This window comes from Roseomonas sp. USHLN139, from assembly GCF_037145735.1.
Taxonomy (GTDB): domain Bacteria; phylum Pseudomonadota; class Alphaproteobacteria; order Acetobacterales; family Acetobacteraceae; genus Pseudoroseomonas.
The window spans coordinates 61854-78283 of record NZ_JBBCWY010000015.1 but is presented as its reverse complement, the minus strand read 5'-3'; the positions used below and the strand labels follow the sequence as shown (position 1 = coordinate 78283).

Here is a 16430-nt window from a genome sequence, read left to right as displayed (position 1 = left end):
CCCTCCTTCGCTGGGGGCGGGGTTGCCCCCCGGCGCCGCCGGGGCGGGTGGCGGCAGTGCTCCTTCTGCCCCCCCTCAAACACTTCTCGGGTGTTTGTGGCCCCCCCCCCCCCCCCCCCCCCACCCCCTTCCCCTGTCAGCCCGCCTTCTTCCCGCCGATCATCGACGCCCCCAGCGCCAGCACCGCCAGCCCGAGCCCGGCGCCGAAGACGGCCGTGTGGCTCTCCCCCGTCGCCTTGAACAGCGCGGCCAGCGCGAAGCCGGTCGCCGCCTGGGCCAGGGCGAAGAGCGCCGTGGCGCGGACCCAGAGGATGCCGGCGGCGCTGCCGGCCTGCTCGCGCGCCGCGCCCAGCGCCACGGCGCTGATGCCGATGCCGGAGAAGCCGCCGAGGGGCGCCGCGAGCAGGACCGCGGCGCCGCCGGGCAGCAGGGTGCAGGCCAGGGCGGCGACCTCCACCATCATCCAGACCATCATGGCGCGGCGGCCGCCGAGCCAGCCGACCAGGCGCCCGCCGGTCAGCGTGCCGGCGATGCCGCCCAGGCCGAACAGCACCCAGATCATCGCCAGGGCCAGGCCCTCCAGGCCGCGGCCGCGCGCGCCGAGATCGGCCAGATAGACCATCGGCGCCACCATGCCGGCGGCGGCCAGGGCGTAGGTGGCCAGCAGCCGGGTGGCGCGGGGCACCTGGCCGCCGGCCGGGGTGCCCATGGTCTCGGCCATCGGCGGGTCGGGCCAGGCCGGGCGCAGCACCAGCCAGACGGCCAGGCTGGCCAGGCCGAGGCCGATCCAGAGGCCGCTGATGCCGGCCAGCAGCAGCGGCGGCACCAGGCTGCCGCCCAGCACCACGCCGAAGGCAACGCCGGACATCACCACGCCGCCGGCCGCGGCACGGCGGGCGGCGGGGACCACGGCCTGCACGGCGGGGCCGGCCAGCGCCATCAGCACGCCGCCGGCGAAGCCCGCCAGGCCGCGCCAGGCGCCCAGCCAGGCCAGCGCGGCGGCGCCGTCCAGGCGCAGCGCACAGGCCAGGAAGGCCAGCGTCGCCAGCGCCATGCCGAGATCGAGCGCGCGCGGCACGCCAAGCCGCCGGCCGAGGCCGCGGCCGCCCAGCGCGCCCAGCAGATAGCCGGTCAGGTTGCAGGCGCCGAGCAGCCCGGCGCCGCCGCCATCGACCCAGCCGGCGGCGACCATGGCGGGGAAGATCGGCACATAGGCGAAACGGGCCAGGCCGATGCCGACCAGCAGGGCGCCGGCGCCGGCGAAGGGCGCCAGCCGCCGCCGGGCGTTCATGGCCGGGGCCGGGGACAGGGGGAAAGCCAGGGCATGCCTCCCGGCCTATCAGCCGGACACGGTGCGGCAAAGCCCGGCGCCGTTCGATTCCGCGGCACCCCAGGCCCTGGGCGAAGGGTCGGCAGGGCCGGATATCGCCTGGCGCGCCTGCGGGATGCGGCGGCGCGGCTCAGTTCGGCTTCGGCTGGGCGGCGCGCAGCGCGCGGCGCAGCTTGGCGACGCCGGTGCGCACATGCCCGTCATGGCAGAGCTGGCTGCCCTCCGTGGCCAGGTCGCGGGAGATCTCCTGGCGCGAGCGCGGCAGCCGGGCGAAGCGGGCGGACAGCTCGTCGCAATAGGCAAGCCCCGGGGGCACCAGCCGCAGCTCGGTCGCGGCAACAGGCATGGCCCCCACCATCAGGGCCAAGAGACAGGGCAGGCGAAGCAGCATGGGCGGCAATCTGGCCGCCGCCGCCCTGCCCCGCGATGGGCAGCGGATGAAGCCTCGGTCATTCGCGCGCCATCGCCGTCCTCAGGCGGCGGGCGGGGCCGCGGCGGGCAGGCGGAACAGCACGACGAGGCCCGGGAAATCCGGCGGGCCGTCGCCATTCTCGAACCACAGCACGCCGCCATGCAGCTGCACCACGGCGCGCACCAGCGACAGGCCGAGGCCGGAGCCCGGGGTGGTGCGCGCCTGGTCGGCACGGAAGAAGCGCTCGCCCACCCGCTCGCGGTCGGCGACCGTCAGGCCGGGGCCCTCATCGGCGACGCGGACGATCAGCTGGTCGTGGTCGCGCGCCGCCGAGAGGGTGATGTTGCCGCCCGCGGGGGTGAACTTCACCGCATTGTCCAGCAGGTTGGCCACCACCTGCAGCAACAGGTCGCGGTCGCCGGTCAGGTTCAGCGGCGCGGTCCAGCCGGTGTGCAGCGTCTGGCCGCGCGCCTCGGCCGAGGCGCCGTAGAGCTCGGCGGCGTCCGCCAGCAGCAGTGCCAGGTCGAGCGGCGCGAAGGCGGCGCGGCGCGCCCCCGCCTCCACCTCGGCGATGCGCAGCACCGCCTGGAAGACGCGGGTGACGTTGTCGAGATCGGCGATGCCGCGCTCGATGGCGCCGCGCAGCGCCGCCGGCTCCTCGTCCTCGGAGAGCAGCGCCTCCTCGAGCCCGTTGCGGGCGCGGGCGATCGGCGTGCGCAGGTCGTGCGCGATGGCGTCCGAGACGCCGCGCACTCCGTCCATCAGATGCGCGATTCGGTCGAGCATGGCGTTCATGCTGGCGCCCAGCCGGTCGAACTCGTCGTCATGCACCGAGAGCGGCACGCGCGGCGACAGGTCGCCGCCGGCGATCAGCGCGGCGGTGGTGACGGCGGGGGACAGGCGGCGCTCCAGCGCGCGGCGCATCAGCCAGGCACCGAGCACGGCGAAGAGCAGGGCGGCGCCGGCGGCCCAGGCCAGGCCCTCGGTCAGCAGGGCGCGCAGCCGCTGCTTCTCGCTGACCTCGCGGCCGACGGCCAGCGTCGCGCCGCCGGGCAGCTCGAGGAGATAGAGGCGCGCCTCGCCGGGCGTCTCGTCCTCGTGCTCCAGGGTCAGATGGTGCCAGGATTCCGCCGGCCCCTCCAGGGCGCCGGGCGGCAGGGTGACCAGGTTGCCGGCCAGCCGCTGGCGGCGCGGGTCGAGCAGCAAATAGAGCGCCTGGCCCTCGGCATCCAGCGCCAGCCGCTCGGCGATGGCCTCGACCGTCGCCTCGGCCCCGGCATCGCGCCAGCGCTCGGCCAGGGCCTGGGCATCGGCGCGGATGGCGGCATCGGTCTGCCGCTCCAGCGTGCCGGCGGTGCCCCACCACAGCACGCCGGCGAAGCCCAGGCCGGCGGCCAGGAACAGCGCGGCGAACAGCGTCGCGAAGCGGAAGCCGGCGGAGGAGAGCAGCCGCCAGAGCGGCCCGGGATGCTGCTGGCGGCGGTGCGGCATGGGGTCAGGCCCGGCGGATCAGGGCTCGGCGCGGATCATGTAGCCCGCGTTGCGGACGGTGTGGATCAGCGGCTTCTCCTGCCCCTTGTCCAGCTTCTGCCGCAGGCGGGAGACATGCACGTCGATCACGTTGGTCTGCGGGTCGAAATGGTAGTCCCAGACCTTCTCCAGCAGCATGGTGCGGGTCACCACCTGGCCGGCATGGCGCATCAGATGCTCCAGCAGGCGGAATTCGCGCGGCTGGATGTCGATCTTGCGGCCGGCCCGCGTCACCGTGCGCGACAGCAGGTCGAGCTCCAGATCGGCGACCTTCAGCCGCGTCGCCGGCGCATCCACCGCCGGGCGGCGGCCCAGCGCCTCGACGCGGGCCAGGAGTTCCGCGAAGGCGAAGGGCTTGACCAGGTAGTCGTCGCCGCCGGCCTTCAGGCCCTTCACGCGCTCATCCACCCCGGCCAGCGCCGAGAGGAACAGCACCGGCGTGTGGTTGCCCTGGCCACGCAGGGTCTCGACCAGGCGGACGCCATCGACGCCGCCGGGCAGCATCCGGTCCAGCACCAGCAGGTCGAAGCTCTCGCCAGCGGCCATGAACAGGCCGTCGCGGCCATTAGCGGCGTGCTCCACCGTGTGCCCGGCCTCCTGCAGGCCCTTCTTCACGAAGCGGCCGACCTCGGCATCGTCTTCCACCAGCAGAATGCGCATGGTGCATGCTCCATTTGTCGCGGCCGCCCCTCCGGACGGATCGGAGTTCAGGCGGGGCCGGGAGATGCACCATGCCGCGCGCCGCCGCAACACGCCAGTCGCGGCGCCGCGGGCGGGGCCATTACCGGAATGTCACGCCGGCGCCGGCCGGCTTGTGGCGCCCCTGACTTCGATATATCTAAACTAAATCGATATATCGAATCGGAGGAGGCATGCGGGGTGATTTCGGCGGCCGCGACCCGGCCCGGCGCGGCGAGCGCATCTTCGAGCATGGCAGCCTGCGCCTGGTGCTGCTGCACCTGATCGCCGAGAAGCCGCGCCATGGCTACGAGCTGATCAAGGCGATCGAGGACCGCCTCGCCGGCCAGTATTCGCCGAGTCCCGGCGTGGTCTATCCGACGCTGACCCTGCTGGAGGAGCTCGGCTACGCCCACGCGGTGGCCGCCGGCGGCAGCCGCCGCCGCTTCGAGGCCACCCCGGTGGGCCTCGCCTTCCTGGAGGAGAACCGCCCGGCGCTGCAGGCCATGCTGGCGCGCATGACCCCAGAGGCGCGCGCCGGGCGCCCGCCGCAGATCATCCGCGCCATCGAGAACCTGCGCACTGCCATGCATCTGCGGCTGGCCCGCGCCCCCCTCACCGAGGCGGAGATCGAGGCCATCGCCGATCTCCTCGACGACACCGCCAAGCGCCTGGAGCGCCTCTGACCATGAATGACGCCACCACCCCCGACCCGCGCGCCACCCAGCGCCAGCGCCACCCGATCCGCCTGCGCCGCCTGGACGTGCTGGCGGTGGAGGACCTGTCGCCCTCGATGCGCCGGGTGACGCTCGGCGGGCCGGAGCTCGCGGGCTTCACCAGCCTCGGCTTCGACGACCATGTGAAGCTGTTCTTCCTGGGTGCCGGCCAGGACCCCGCCCTCCTGCCGCAGCAGGGGCCGGAGGGGCTGGTCTTCCCCTCGGCGGAACGCCCGCTGGCGCGCGACTACACGCCGCGCCGCTTCGATCCCGTCGCGCAGACCCTGGTCATCGACTTCGCCCTGCACGAGGCCGGCCCCGCCACCGCCTGGGCGCTGCAGGCGGCGGCAGGCCAGACCCTGCTGACCGCCGGGCCGCGCGGCTCGATGGTGATCCCGCTGGCCTTCGACTGGCACCTGCTGGCCGGCGACGAAACCGCCCTGCCCGCCATCGGCCGCCGGCTGGAAGAGCTGCCCGCCGGCAGCCGCGCCCTGGTCGTCGCCGAGGTCGAAGGCCTCGGCCACGAAGTGCCGCTGCCGAGCGCCGCCGCCGTCACCCTGGTCTGGTCGCACCGCAGCCGGAGCACGCTGGCCGAGACGCTGCGCGCGACTGCCTTCCCGCCGGGCGATTTCTTCGCCTGGGTGGCGGCGGAATCCACCCTCGCCAAGCAGCTGCGGGCGCTGCTGCTGGCCGAGAAGGGCGCCAACCCGCGCTGGACCAAGGCCGCCGGCTACTGGAAACGCGGCGCCGCCGGGGTGCATGACAGCATCCAGAATTGAAGGCGGCCAAAGGCGGAGCGCCGAGGACAAAAACAGCGCGCCCTCGAAGGTCGCGCTGCTGCTGGGCCGTTTCGCCCGTCGTTTCCAGGTGGACACGGCAGTCAGACAGAAAGAAGAAGGGGTCGAGGGGAATTCATTCCCCTCGCCTGCCCTGTCTTCATCTATCAGGCCGGCAGCGCCGCGTCCGCCAGGACCTGGAGGTGCCCGTGCGAGCAGCGCTCGACCCGCGCCGACACCCCGTAGACCTCGGCGAGCATGGCCGGCGTCAGCGTGGCCTCGGGCGTGCCCTGGGCGCGGATGCTGCCGCCCGCGAGCATGACGACCTCGTCGGCGTAGCGGGCGGCCAGCGCCAGGTCATGGACCACGACCACGGTGACCAGCCCGTGCTGGCGGGTCAGCGACCGCACCAGTTCCATGACCGAGAGCTGGTAGCGCAGGTCGAGGGCGCTGGTCGGCTCGTCGAGCAGCAGCACCTGGGGGCGGCGGACCAGCGCCTGGGCCAGCCCCGCCAGCTGGCGCTGCCCGCCGGAGAGGCGGTCGAGGCCGACGAGCGCCAGATGGGCGATGCCGAGCTGCTCCAGCAGCTCCAGCGCCCGCCCGGTGGCGGCGGCGGCGGAGAGCGGGCCCTCGGCGGTCGGGCTGGCGCGCAGCGCGCCGAGCAGCGCCTCCATCACCGACAGGGCGACGCCCTGCGGCAGGCTCTGCGGCATATAGGCGATGTGGCGGGCGCGCTGCTCCAGGCGCAGGCCGATCATCTCCTGCCCGTCGAGCTGCACCGAGCCGCGCGCCGGCAGCAGCCCGGCCAGGCCGCGCAGCAAAGTGGACTTGCCGGCGCCATTCGGGCCGATCAGCGCGGTGATGGCGCCGCCGCGCAGCGCGTCCAGGCTGGCGCCGCGCAGGATCTCGCGCCGGCCGTAGCCGAGGGTGAGTCCCTGGATCTCGAGCCGCTTCATGCGCGGCGCCCCCGGGTGAAGACCAGCGCGATGAAAACGGGCACGCCGATCAGCGCGGTGACGATGCCGATCGGCACCAGCAGGCCGGGCACCAGCATCTTGCTGGCCAGCGAGGAGAGCGAGAGCAGCAGCGCGCCGCAGAGCGCCGCGGCCGGCAGGAAGAAGCGGTGGTCTTCGCCCACCAGCAGGCGGGCGGCATGCGGGCCGATCAGCCCGATGAAGCCGATGGTGCCGACGAAGGCGACCGAGACGCCGGAGAGCAGCGAGACGCGCAGCAGGGCGCCGTCGCGCAGCCGGTCGGCATCGATGCCGAAGGACAGCGCCCGCTCCTCGCCGAGGCGGAGCGCGGTCAGCTTCCAGGCGGCGCGCGCCGAGAAGGGGATGGCGATGGCGAGGCAGGCCGCCATGATGCCGATCTTCGGCCAGGTGGCGCGCGCCAGGCTGCCCATCGACCAGAAGACCAGCTGCTGCAGCGCCTGCTCGGTGGCGACGAATTGCAGCAGGGCGACGGCGGCGTTGAAGGCGAAGACCAGGGCAATGCCAAACAGCACCAGCGCCTCGACCCCGGCGCCGCGCAGCTTGGAGAGCGTCCGCAGCAGCATCACCGAGAGGAAAGCGAACAGAAAAGCATTGCCCGAGAGCAGCCAGTCGGTCGGCAGCCAGGGCAGGCCAACGCCGAGCACGATGGCCAGCGCCGCGCCCAGCGAGGCGGCGGAGGAGACGCCGAGGGTGAAGGGGCTGGCCAGCGGGTTGTTCAGCACCGTCTGCATCTCGGCCCCCGCCAGCGCGAGCGCCGCGCCGACGAGCACCGCCATGATGGCATAGGGCAGCCGCACGTCCCAGACGATGACCTTGACCGGCCCGGTCGCCGCCCCCGGGTTGAGCAGCACGCCAACCACGTCGGACAGCCCCAGCCGCGAGGGACCGGTCGCGACATCGAGCAGCAGCGAGGCGGCCAGCAGCAGCGCCAGCACCGCCAGCACCACGACGCGCCGCAGCAGCAGGGCGCGGTAGCCGGCGGCCGCACCCTCCAGGGTGGTCGCGCTCATGCCGGCGGGGTCGCCCGCGAAGGAGGAGAGGCGTCAGGGGTCACGGGCAGCCCTTCCAGGGGGATGGTCTCGCGGCAATCCATAATCACTCGCAACTGCGAGACCAAGCCCCGTCTGCGGGACGCCGCCCTGCGCGGGAGGGGAAGCCCCCCTCCCCGGCCAGTCCGGGCGGGTGATTCACGCCTGCCGGCGACGCCATCTCCAGGCGGTCACCCGCCAGGCCTCAGCCCGGATTGCTGGGCCGGCGGCCGACCTGCACGGCCAGCTCGCGCGACCGCCCCTCGCGGGTCAGCGTCACCCGCACCGTCTGGCCCGGCGGGGTGCCGGCGACGCCGCGGATCAGCGCGCGCGAGGTCTCGATCCGCTCGCCATTCAGCGCGGTGACCACGTCGCCCTGGCGCAGACCGGCCCGCGCCGCCGGGCTGCCGCGCTCGACGCTGCGCACCTGGACGCCGCGGTTGCGACCGCCCGGGGTCTGCTCCTCGCCCATGTCCTCGACGGCGACGCCGAGCCAGCCGCGCTCGACCCGGCCGTCGCGGCGCAGCTGCTCGATGACGCCGCGCGCCAGATCCGAGGGCGTCGCGAAGCCGATGCCGGCCGAGGCGCCGGAGGGCGAGTAGATCGCCGTGTTGATGCCGATCACCTCGCCGGCGACATTGAACAGCGGCCCGCCGGAATTGCCCGGGTTGATGGCGGCATCGGTCTGGATGAAGTCGTCGAAGGGCCCGGCGCCGATCTCGCGGCCGCGCGCCGAGACGATGCCCGAGGTCACCGTGCCGCCCAGGCTGAAGGGATTGCCCGCCGCCAGCACCCAGTTGCCGACGCGCAGATTGCCCGAGCTGCCCCAGGCCACCGCCGGCAGCGGCGCGCGCGGCTCGACCCGCAGCAGCGCCAGGTCGGTCAGCTCGTCGGTGCCGACGACGCGGGCGGTGAGCTCGGTGCCCGACTGGGTCGAGACCACGACGCGCACCGCATTGCCGACCACGTGGTTGTTGGTGACGATGTAGCCGGCCGGATCGATGATGAAGCCGGAGCCCGCGCCCTGCACCTGCTGCGCGCCGCGCCGCTCGCGGAAATAGCGCTCGAAGGGGCTGCCGCGCAGCTCGGGCGGGATCTGCGTCGTCGTCTGCTCCGACAGCACCGCGATATTCACCACCGAGGGCAGCACCTGCTCGGCCAGGTCGGCGAAATCGGGCAGCAGGGCACGCGCCGCGGCGGGGGCCGGGCGCAGCAGCGCCGGCGCCGCCGGCAGCATGGCCAGCGCGGCCAGGCCAGCGACGAATTGACGGCGGGGGGCAGGCATCAGGGCTTTTTCCTCTAGCGGCGCGTCGGGGGCGTCAACGCCGGTCAAGGCGCTATGTGGCGTGGGGTTGGCCCTGGCTTCAAGGCTCTTTCACGCCGCGTCATCAGCCCGGGTGCTCCGGCCAGTCGTGCCGCGGATAGCGGCCGCGCATGTCCTTGCGCACATCCGCCCAGGCGCCGCGCCAGAAGCCGGCGAGGTCGGCGGTCACCGCCACCGGCCGCCCGGCCGGCGACAGCAGCGCCACCTGCAGCGGGATCTTCCCGCCCGCCAGCTTCGGCAGGTCCTTCATGCCGTAGAGCCACTGGGCGCGGGCCTCGAGCCGCGGCACCTCGCCGGTATAGTCGATGGCCGCACTCCGCCCGCCGGGCAGGTCGAGCCGCGGCGGCAGCGCCTCGTCCAATTGCCGCGGCAGCGGATGCGGCAGCAGGCTGCGCAGGATGCCGGTCGCGTCCAGCGCGTTGAGCTGGCTGAGCTTCGCCAGCCCGGACAGCCAGGCCGCCAGCCAGGGCGCGCCATCGACCGCCAGCGCCGCGTCCGAGACATCCGGCCAGTCGCCGCCAACCACCCTGTGCATCCAGCCCATCCGGGCGCGGGTCTGCTCGGCCGCCTTGCTCCAGTCCAGGTCGCGAAAGCCCCGGGACGCGGCGGCCTCGGCCAGGGCGGCGGCCACCGCGGCCGGATCGGCATGCGGCAGCGTCGATTCCTCCAGCACCAGCGGGCCGAGCCGCAGCCGGCGGCGGGCGATGACGGCGCCGCTGCGCGCGTCGAAGGCGGCGCCTTCCTCCCGCACCAGCCGGTCGGGGAATTTCTTCTCCAATGCCTCGCGGGTCAGCGGGGCGGCCATGCGGATGCGGGCCTCGGTGCCGGCCAGCTCCAGGTCGGCCACGGCCAGCAGCGGCGACTTGCCCAGCCGATCGGTCGCCGGCAGCCGGGCGCCCTGGCCCGAGGCCAGGCGGAAGGCGCCGTCCATGGTGCCGCGCCGGGCGGCGATGCGGTCGGGGAAGCCGGCGGCCAGCAGCAGCCCGGCATCGCCCTCCGCCACCGTGCCGCCGGGGACACCGAGGCGCCGGCGGTGCAGCGACACGGCGCGGCGGATGCGGCCGAGCGCCGCGCGGTCGGCATTCGGGTCGTCGGCCCCGGCCAGCAGGTCGAGGCGCAGCTGGATGTCGGAGGGCGCCTCGCGGCCGCGGATTGGGTCACGCTCCTCCAGCAGGGCCGCGAGCTCGGCGGCGAGCGCCGCTTCTTCCGCATCCCCGGCCTCGGCCATCATGCGGGCGAGGCGCGGATGCGTGCCCATCCGCGCCATGCGGCGGCCCATCGCCGTGATGCGGCCCTGCCTGTCCAGCGCGTCGAGGTCGCGCAGCAGGGCGCGGCCGGCGGCCAGCATCCCGGCCGGCGGTGGGTCGAGAAAAGCCATCTCGGACGGATCGCTGCCCCAGGCGGCGCAGTCCAGCGCCAGGCCGGACAGCTCCGATTCGAGGATCTCCGGCCGGTCGGCCAGCGGCAGGCCGCGATGCAGCGCCTCGGTCCAGAGGCGGATGGCCACTCCCGGCTCGGTGCGGCCGGCGCGGCCGGCGCGCTGCTCGGCGGCGGCGCGGGAGATGCGCAAGGTCGCCAGCCGCGCCAGCCCCGTCGCCGGGTCGAGACGCGGCGCGCGGCGGTAGCCGCCATCGACGACGATGCGCACGCCGGGCACGGTCAGCGAGGTCTCGGCGATCGAGGTGGCCAGCACCACCTTGCGCCGGGGGCCAGGGTTCAGCGCCTTGTCCTGCTCGGCCGGCGGCAGTTCGCCATGCAGCGGCAGGACATCGGCCTCGATGCCGCCCAGCCGGTCGGCGGTGCGGCGGATCTCGCCCCAGCCGGGCAGGAAGGCCAGCACATCGCCGGGATGCGCGCGCAGCGCCTCGCGGATGGCGCTCGCCATGGCCTCGGGCAGGTCGCGCGGCTCCTTCAGGTCGCGCGGCCGGTGGAAGACCTCCACCGGATAGGCGCGGCCGAGGCTTTCCACCACCGGGGCGCTGCCGAGCAATTCGGAAAAACCGCGCGCCTCGATGGTGGCGGACATGGCCAGCAGCCGCAGCTCGGGCCGCAGCCCGCGCTGCAAATCGAGGCAGAGCGCCAGCGCCAGGTCGGTGTCCAGGTTGCGCTCATGCGCCTCGTCGAACAGCACAGCGGCGACGCCCTCGAGGCCCGGATCGGTCTGCAGCCGGCGCACCAGCAGGCCTTCGGTCACCACCTCGATCCGGGTGGCCGGCGAGACGGCACGGTCGAGGCGGGTGGAGAGGCCGACCTTCTGGCCCAGCGGCTCGCCGATCAGCTCGGCCATGCGGCGGGCGGCGGCGCGGGCGGCGACCCGGCGCGGCTCCAGCACCACGATTTTCTGGTCAGCTGCCCAGGGCTGGTCGGCCAGCATCAGCGGCACCAGCGTGGTCTTGCCGGCGCCGGGCGGCGCCACCAGCACGGCGTTCGGCCCGGCGGCCAGGGCTTCCGCCAGGCGCGGCAGGGCTTCGGTGACGGGCAGGACGGGGAGGCTGGTCATGGGGCGCCTCTCTAGCGCATCCAGGCCCCGGATGCAGGGGGCGGGCTTGGCCGCGGCGGGCTGGCCTGCTTTGATGCAGCAGCGGATCGGAGGGGTGTCGTTCCATGCGCGCAGGATGCTGGGGGATCACCGTCTTGCTGCTGGCCGGCTGCGCCACGGCGCCGGCGGTGGAAACTCCCATGGCAAGCACCGAGGCGGCGCAGCCCGGCCCGCTCTCGCCGCGGCTGCTGCGCCGCATGGCGGTGGAGAAACACGCGCTGGAACAGGCCGCGCTACGCTGCGCCGACCAGCCGGACCGCGCCTTCTGCGCCCGGCAGATGCAGGCCTCGATGCTGCAGCGGGAGGAGGCAAGCTCGCTCGATCCGGGCATCCTGGCGCCCGGCTTCCGGCTTCTGCCGGAGCCGCCGCGGCACTACTGACGGGCGGTCAGCTCCCCGCCAGCCGCCGGGCGTCGCCGTAGAAGACCGCACCGCCGGTCGAGGCCAGGGCCTCGTAGCCGCGCGCCGCCATGGCGCGGGCGACGCCGTTGCGCAGGGCCTGATGCAGGCTGCGGCTGCGCTGCGCCACCAGCACCAGCCAGGGCCGCGTCCTGTCCCAGTCGAGCGTCGCCAGCACCGCCAGCTCGCCGCCCGGCACGTCGAGCGCCAGCAGATGCAGTTCGGTCTCCGGCAGGGTCTCGTCCAGCACGGCCTGCAGCGGGCGGACGGGACAGGGCAGCGTGCCGCGCGGCTCGCGGCCGCGGCGCGCCTGGCCGGCCAGGAGGGCGGCGCGGTCCGCGTCGAAGGTGTCGAGGGCCGGATTGCCGAAACGGTGCAGCGGCAGCGACCCCGCCTCCGCCGCGATGCCCAGGGACAAAAAGAGGTCGCCGGGGCGCAGTCCAGCGAAATCGGCGGCGAGTTCCGGCCGCGGGTCGAGGCAGAGGCCGCGCCAGCCCAGCCCGTGCAGGCCGAAGGTGAAGGAGTTCCTGGCCGCGGCGCCGCAGCCGATATCGACATAGCTGCCGGGGGTGTCGGCCGGCAGGCCCAGCCGCGCCGCCAGGGCAACGGTCAAAAAATCCTCGCCGGCGGGGGCGTAGCTGACACGGGCGAAGCGGGTCACGGCAGCGGCCGAGGACGGCGCCTGCGGCAGCGGCGCCGGGATCGCCACCGCCGGCAGGCCCGGGATGGCGGCGAGGCGGGCCCGGATCGCCGGGCCATAGGGCAGCAGCGAGCGGTCCTCGCGGTCGTTGCGGTTGTGCATCCGGAAATGCTCTTCCTTGCGGATCTTGTCCGGATGCGAGTCGGGCTTGGTGGCGCGGCCGCGGGCGACCTTGGCGTCCCATTCCTCGCGCGACTTGGTGAAATAGTGGTGCAGGCAGATGACGTCGTGGCTGACCGTCTCGCTCTTGCCGGTGCCGGCGGCGATCTCCTCGCCATGCATCGTGGCGTAGCGGATGCCGGGGGCGAAGGCGTGGTTGTGCAGGTTGGGCACCGCCAGCGCGTCGGTGCGCGCCAGGGTCTTCACCGCGCGGTTGCCGGAATGCTGGGGGGTGGCGCAGCGGGTGAAGCGCTCGACCACCAGGCCGGGGCCGCGCGTCTCCTGGCCGCCGGTGCCGAACAGCTTCCAGTTCACCGCGATGGCGGCGCGATCGCCCTGCGCGTCGAGGAAGGCCCGCAGGTCGTTGCCATGGCCGGGGACGTACAGAAATTCGTCGATGTCGATATAGGCGAGCCATTCGTAATCGGGGCGCAGCCGGGCCAGCCCGTCGGCATAGGCGCGCTTCTGCGTGCTGCCGTCGCTGTGGCTGGGCCAGTCCCGCGTCTCCAGGATGCCGGCTTCCTGCAGCGCCCGCAGCACGGCGGCGCTCTCATCGTCGCTGGCATTGTTGTAGACCAGGATGTGATCGACGCCGATCATCCGGTGATAGACCGCCCATTCGGCCAGATAGGGCGCCTCGTTCTTGGCGATCGCGCAGATCGCCAGCCGCCGGCGGGATTCCATCGCCATCCTGCTGCATGCTCCCGCCAGGGTCTCGGACCGGCGGTTCCCTAGCATGCGGCGGCCCGGCGCGACAGGCGGCCGGGCGAGGGCTAGGATCGTGCCGCTCTCCAGAAGGACGCCGCCATGACCCGCATCGACCGGTTCCGCGCGCTGCATGCGGCGCCCGGCGCCTTTGTCATCCCCAATCCCTGGGATGCCGGCAGCGCCCGGCTGCTGGCCGGCCTCGGCTTCCCGGCGCTGGCGACGACCAGCGCCGGGCTGGCCTTCTCGCTCGGCCGGCCGGATGGCGCGGCCAGCAAGGCAGAGACCCTGGCCAATGCGCGGGCCATCGTCGAGGCGGTGGAGGTGCCGGTCTCGGCCGACCTGGAGAACGGCTTTTCCCATGATCCGGAGGGCTGCGCCGCCACGATCCGCGAGGCCGCCGCGGTGGGCCTGGCCGGCGGCTCGATCGAAGATGCGACCGGCGACCCGGCCCGCCCGATCTATGATCTCGGCCAGGCGGTGGAGCGGGTCGCGGCCGCGGCCGAGGCGGCGCGCGCCCTGCCCTTCGTCCTCACCGCGCGGGCGGAGAACTTCCTGCACGGCCGTCCCGATCTGGACGACACCATCCGCCGGCTGCAGGCCTTCTCCCGGGCCGGGGCCGAGGTGCTCTATGCCCCCGGCCTGACCGAGATCGGCCAGATCCGCACCCTCTGCGCCGCCGTCGACCGGCCGGTGAACGTGGTGATGGGGCTGGTCGGCAAACCCTTCACCGTGGCCGAGCTGGCCGAGGCGGGGGTGAAGCGCATCAGCCTGGGCGGCTCGCTGGCCCGCACGGCGCTGGCGGCGCTGCACCGCGCGGGGATCGAGATGCGCGAGCAGGGCAGCTTCGGCTTCGCGGCGCAGGCCCTGACGGGGCGCGAGGTCGAGGCCTATATGGCACCGCACAAAGGTGATCACGGCTGACACGCTTCGTCACCGCAAAAGCCCTTCCGTCGCGCTCGGGAATAAGGTTTCAATTCTGTCATGTCGCGCATCCCGGCTGCCCTCGCCCTGGTGGCTCCCGCCGTGCTGGCCCTCGCCGCCATGGTCCTGCCGCAGCGGGCGGCGGCGCTGGAGAGCCTGCCCGCGTCATCGCCGCGCGCCACGGTCAGCCTGGCCGCGGCGCCGGCCGTCATCGCCCCGGGCCAGCCCTTCCGCGTCGGGCTGAAGCAGCAGCTGGCGCCGGGCTGGCACACCTACTGGATCAATCCGGGCGATGCCGGCACGCCGCCGGAGATCGAGTTCTCTCTCCCCGATGGCGCGCAGGCCAGCGGCTTCGACTGGCCGGCGCCCAGCCGCATCCCCTTCGGCCCGCTGGTCAATTACGGCTATGAAGGCGCGGTGCTGCTGCCGCTGACGGTGACGCCGCCCGCCAGCCTGAAGCCCGGCGATGTCTTCACCCTGGAGGCCCGCGCCAGCTGGCTGGTCTGCGAGAAGGTCTGCATCCCCGAGGAAGGCAGCTTCCGCCTGGACTTCCCGGTCGAGGCCAGCGCCCGCCCCGACCCTGCCCAGGCCGCCGGTTTCGCCGCCGCCGAGGCCGCCCTGCCCCGCCCCGCCCCCTGGGCCGCCGCCATCGGCTTCGAGGGCGCGCAGGGCGCGCTGCGCATCGACAGCGCCGACCTGACCCCGGCCACGGTGAAAACAGCGGAATTCTTCCCCGCCGAATGGGGCGTGCTGGACCATGCGGCGCCGCAGCTGCTGCAGGTGGCGGAGGGCGCGCTGCGGCTCGGCCTGCCGCGCGGTGCGGCGCCGCTGCCGCCCGATCCGATGCAGGGCGTGCTGGTGCTGACCGATGCCGGCGGCCAGCGCAGCGCCTTCACCGTCGCGGCGCAGCCCGGTCCGTTGCCGGCGGCGGTGGCGTCCACGGGTGCGGCCGCCAGCCTGCCGCTGTGGCAGGCGGCGCTCTGGGCGGCGCTGGGCGGGTTGATCCTCAACCTGATGCCCTGCGTCTTCCCGATCCTGGCGATGAAGGCGATCGGCCTGGCGCGGCTGTCGGGTGCTGCGCGCGGCACGGTGCGGGCGCATGCCGCCAGCTACACCGCCGGCGTTGTTCTGTCATTTCTGGCCCTGGCGGGCGTGATGCTCGCGCTGCGCGCGGCCGGCAGTGTCGCGGGCTGGGGCTTCCAGTTCACCGCGCCCCTCTTCGTCACCGCCATGGGCTGGCTGATGCTGGCGGTGGGCCTGAACCTGTCCGGCGTCTTCGAATTCGGCCGGCCGGTGCGAATGGGCTCGACGGTCGCGGCACGCGGCGGGCATCTCGGCAGCTTCGCCACCGGCGGGCTGGCGGTGCTGGTGGCCACCCCCTGCACCGCGCCCTTCATGGCCGCCGCCATCGGCGCCGCCATGGCGATGCCGCCGGCCGCGGCGCTGGCCGTCTTCGCGGCGATGGGTCTCGGCATGGCGGCGCCCTATGCGCTGCTGGCGCTGGCCCCCGGCTTGGCGGCGCGGCTGCCGAAGCCCGGCGCCTGGATGGCGCGGCTGAAGGAAATTCTGGCCTTCCCGATGTATGGCGCCGCGCTCTGGCTGCTCTGGGTGCTGGCGCAGCAGGTCGGGCCGGAGGGGCTGGCGGCGGCGCTCGCCGGCGGCCTGGCCATCGGCTTCGCCGGCTGGGCGCTGGGCACGGCCCAGGCAGCCCGGCGGCGCGGCGCGCAATGGCTGGGGCGCGGCAGCGCCATCCTCGCCGTCTGCGCCGCGCTGGCCCTGCTGCCGCAGCTGGTCGGCGCGCCGCCGGCGGCGGCGAACACCGCGGCCGAGGCGGGGTCCGAGCCCTGGTCGGAGGCCCGGCTGGCGCAGCTGCGCGCCGAGGGCCGCCCGGTCTTCGTCAACATGACCGCCGCCTGGTGCATCACCTGCAAGGTGAACGAGCGGGTGGCGCTGCAGTCGGACGCGGTCCGCCGCGCCTTCGAGGCGCGCAACATCGCCTATCTGAAGGGCGACTGGACCGATGGCGGCCCGGCGATCGCCGCCGTGCTGCGCGCGCATGGGCGGGAGGGCGTGCCGCTCTACCTGGTCTATCCCGCCGGCGACGGCGCCCCCGAGGTGCTGCCGCAGATCCTGACCGAGCAGATCGTGCTGCAGGCGCTGCCGGCCAGCTGAGTTGCTTCCCGACACCCCCAAGAGACACAGACAGGAGCGACCGA

The 16430-nt window shown here is 74.2% G+C and carries 14 protein-coding genes; 5 read left to right on the top strand and 9 right to left on the bottom strand.

Annotated elements, in window-relative coordinates; translation table 11 throughout:
* Positions 1-136 precede the first annotated feature (136 nt).
* From WFI16_RS24875 to WFI16_RS24860, 4 genes are all read right to left on the bottom strand, one after another.
* The gene (locus WFI16_RS24875; protein WP_419900558.1) at positions 137-1291 is read right to left on the bottom strand and encodes a YbfB/YjiJ family MFS transporter; all 1155 of its coding nucleotides are present in this window, start codon (positions 1289-1291) and stop codon (positions 137-139) included.
* A gap of 169 nt (positions 1292-1460) precedes the next feature.
* Positions 1461-1676 carry a hypothetical protein gene (locus tag WFI16_RS24870; RefSeq protein ID WP_419900557.1) on the bottom strand — a complete coding sequence of 72 codons (216 nt, stop codon included), beginning with the start codon at positions 1674-1676 and terminating at the stop codon, positions 1461-1463.
* Between the two features lie 126 nt (positions 1677-1802).
* Positions 1803-3233, bottom strand: coding sequence for a sensor histidine kinase (locus WFI16_RS24865; RefSeq protein WP_419900556.1), 1431 nt, complete (start codon positions 3231-3233; stop codon positions 1803-1805).
* Between the two features lie 18 nt (positions 3234-3251).
* Positions 3252-3932 (bottom strand): response regulator transcription factor, encoded by a 681-nt coding sequence (locus WFI16_RS24860; protein ID WP_419900555.1) that lies wholly within the window; start codon positions 3930-3932, stop codon positions 3252-3254.
* A 212-nt stretch (positions 3933-4144) separates the two neighbouring features.
* Between WFI16_RS24860 and WFI16_RS24855 the strand changes: the two genes are divergently transcribed.
* Both WFI16_RS24855 and WFI16_RS24850 read left to right on the top strand, forming a co-directional pair.
* Positions 4145-4636, top strand: coding sequence for a PadR family transcriptional regulator (locus WFI16_RS24855; protein ID WP_419900554.1), 492 nt, complete (start codon positions 4145-4147; stop codon positions 4634-4636).
* 2 nt (positions 4637-4638) lie between these two features.
* Positions 4639-5445 (top strand): siderophore-interacting protein, encoded by an 807-nt coding sequence (locus WFI16_RS24850; RefSeq protein WP_419900553.1) that lies wholly within the window; start codon positions 4639-4641, stop codon positions 5443-5445.
* Positions 5446-5609: 164 nt separating this feature from the next.
* Here WFI16_RS24850 and WFI16_RS24845 read toward each other — a convergent pair whose 3' ends face one another.
* From WFI16_RS24845 to hrpB, 4 genes are all read right to left on the bottom strand, one after another.
* On the bottom strand, positions 5610-6398 hold the full coding sequence (locus WFI16_RS24845; protein WP_419900552.1) for an ABC transporter ATP-binding protein: 789 nt from the start codon (positions 6396-6398) through the stop codon (positions 5610-5612).
* A complete protein-coding gene (locus WFI16_RS24840; RefSeq protein ID WP_419900551.1) occupies positions 6395-7447 on the bottom strand; it encodes a FecCD family ABC transporter permease in 1053 nt (350 codons plus the stop codon). The genes WFI16_RS24845 and WFI16_RS24840 overlap by 4 nt, the downstream gene beginning before the upstream one ends.
* Positions 7448-7670: 223 nt before the next feature.
* Positions 7671-8750 carry a trypsin-like peptidase domain-containing protein gene (locus WFI16_RS24835; protein ID WP_419900550.1) on the bottom strand — a complete coding sequence of 360 codons (1080 nt, stop codon included), beginning with the start codon at positions 8748-8750 and terminating at the stop codon, positions 7671-7673.
* 103 nt (positions 8751-8853) lie between these two features.
* The gene (hrpB, locus tag WFI16_RS24830; protein ID WP_419900549.1) at positions 8854-11289 is read right to left on the bottom strand and encodes an ATP-dependent helicase HrpB; all 2436 of its coding nucleotides are present in this window, start codon (positions 11287-11289) and stop codon (positions 8854-8856) included.
* Between the two features lie 179 nt (positions 11290-11468).
* Between hrpB and WFI16_RS24825 the strand changes: the two genes are divergently transcribed.
* The gene (locus WFI16_RS24825) at positions 11469-11708 is read left to right on the top strand and encodes a hypothetical protein (protein WP_419900548.1); all 240 of its coding nucleotides are present in this window, start codon (positions 11469-11471) and stop codon (positions 11706-11708) included.
* Between the two features lie 7 nt (positions 11709-11715).
* Here the strand turns inward: WFI16_RS24825 and WFI16_RS24820 are convergent, their stop codons facing one another.
* Complete coding sequence (locus WFI16_RS24820) at positions 11716-13275, bottom strand: glycosyltransferase family 2 protein (RefSeq protein ID WP_419900547.1); 1560 nt, start codon at positions 13273-13275, stop codon at positions 11716-11718.
* 117 nt (positions 13276-13392) lie between these two features.
* Between WFI16_RS24820 and WFI16_RS24815 the strand changes: the two genes are divergently transcribed.
* Together WFI16_RS24815 and WFI16_RS24810 are read left to right on the top strand one after the other, a co-directional pair.
* Positions 13393-14214, top strand: coding sequence for an isocitrate lyase/PEP mutase family protein (locus WFI16_RS24815; RefSeq protein ID WP_419900546.1), 822 nt, complete (start codon positions 13393-13395; stop codon positions 14212-14214).
* A 60-nt stretch (positions 14215-14274) separates the two neighbouring features.
* Positions 14275-16386, top strand: coding sequence for a protein-disulfide reductase DsbD family protein (locus WFI16_RS24810; RefSeq protein ID WP_419900545.1), 2112 nt, complete (start codon positions 14275-14277; stop codon positions 16384-16386).
* Positions 16387-16430: the final 44 nt, after the last annotated feature.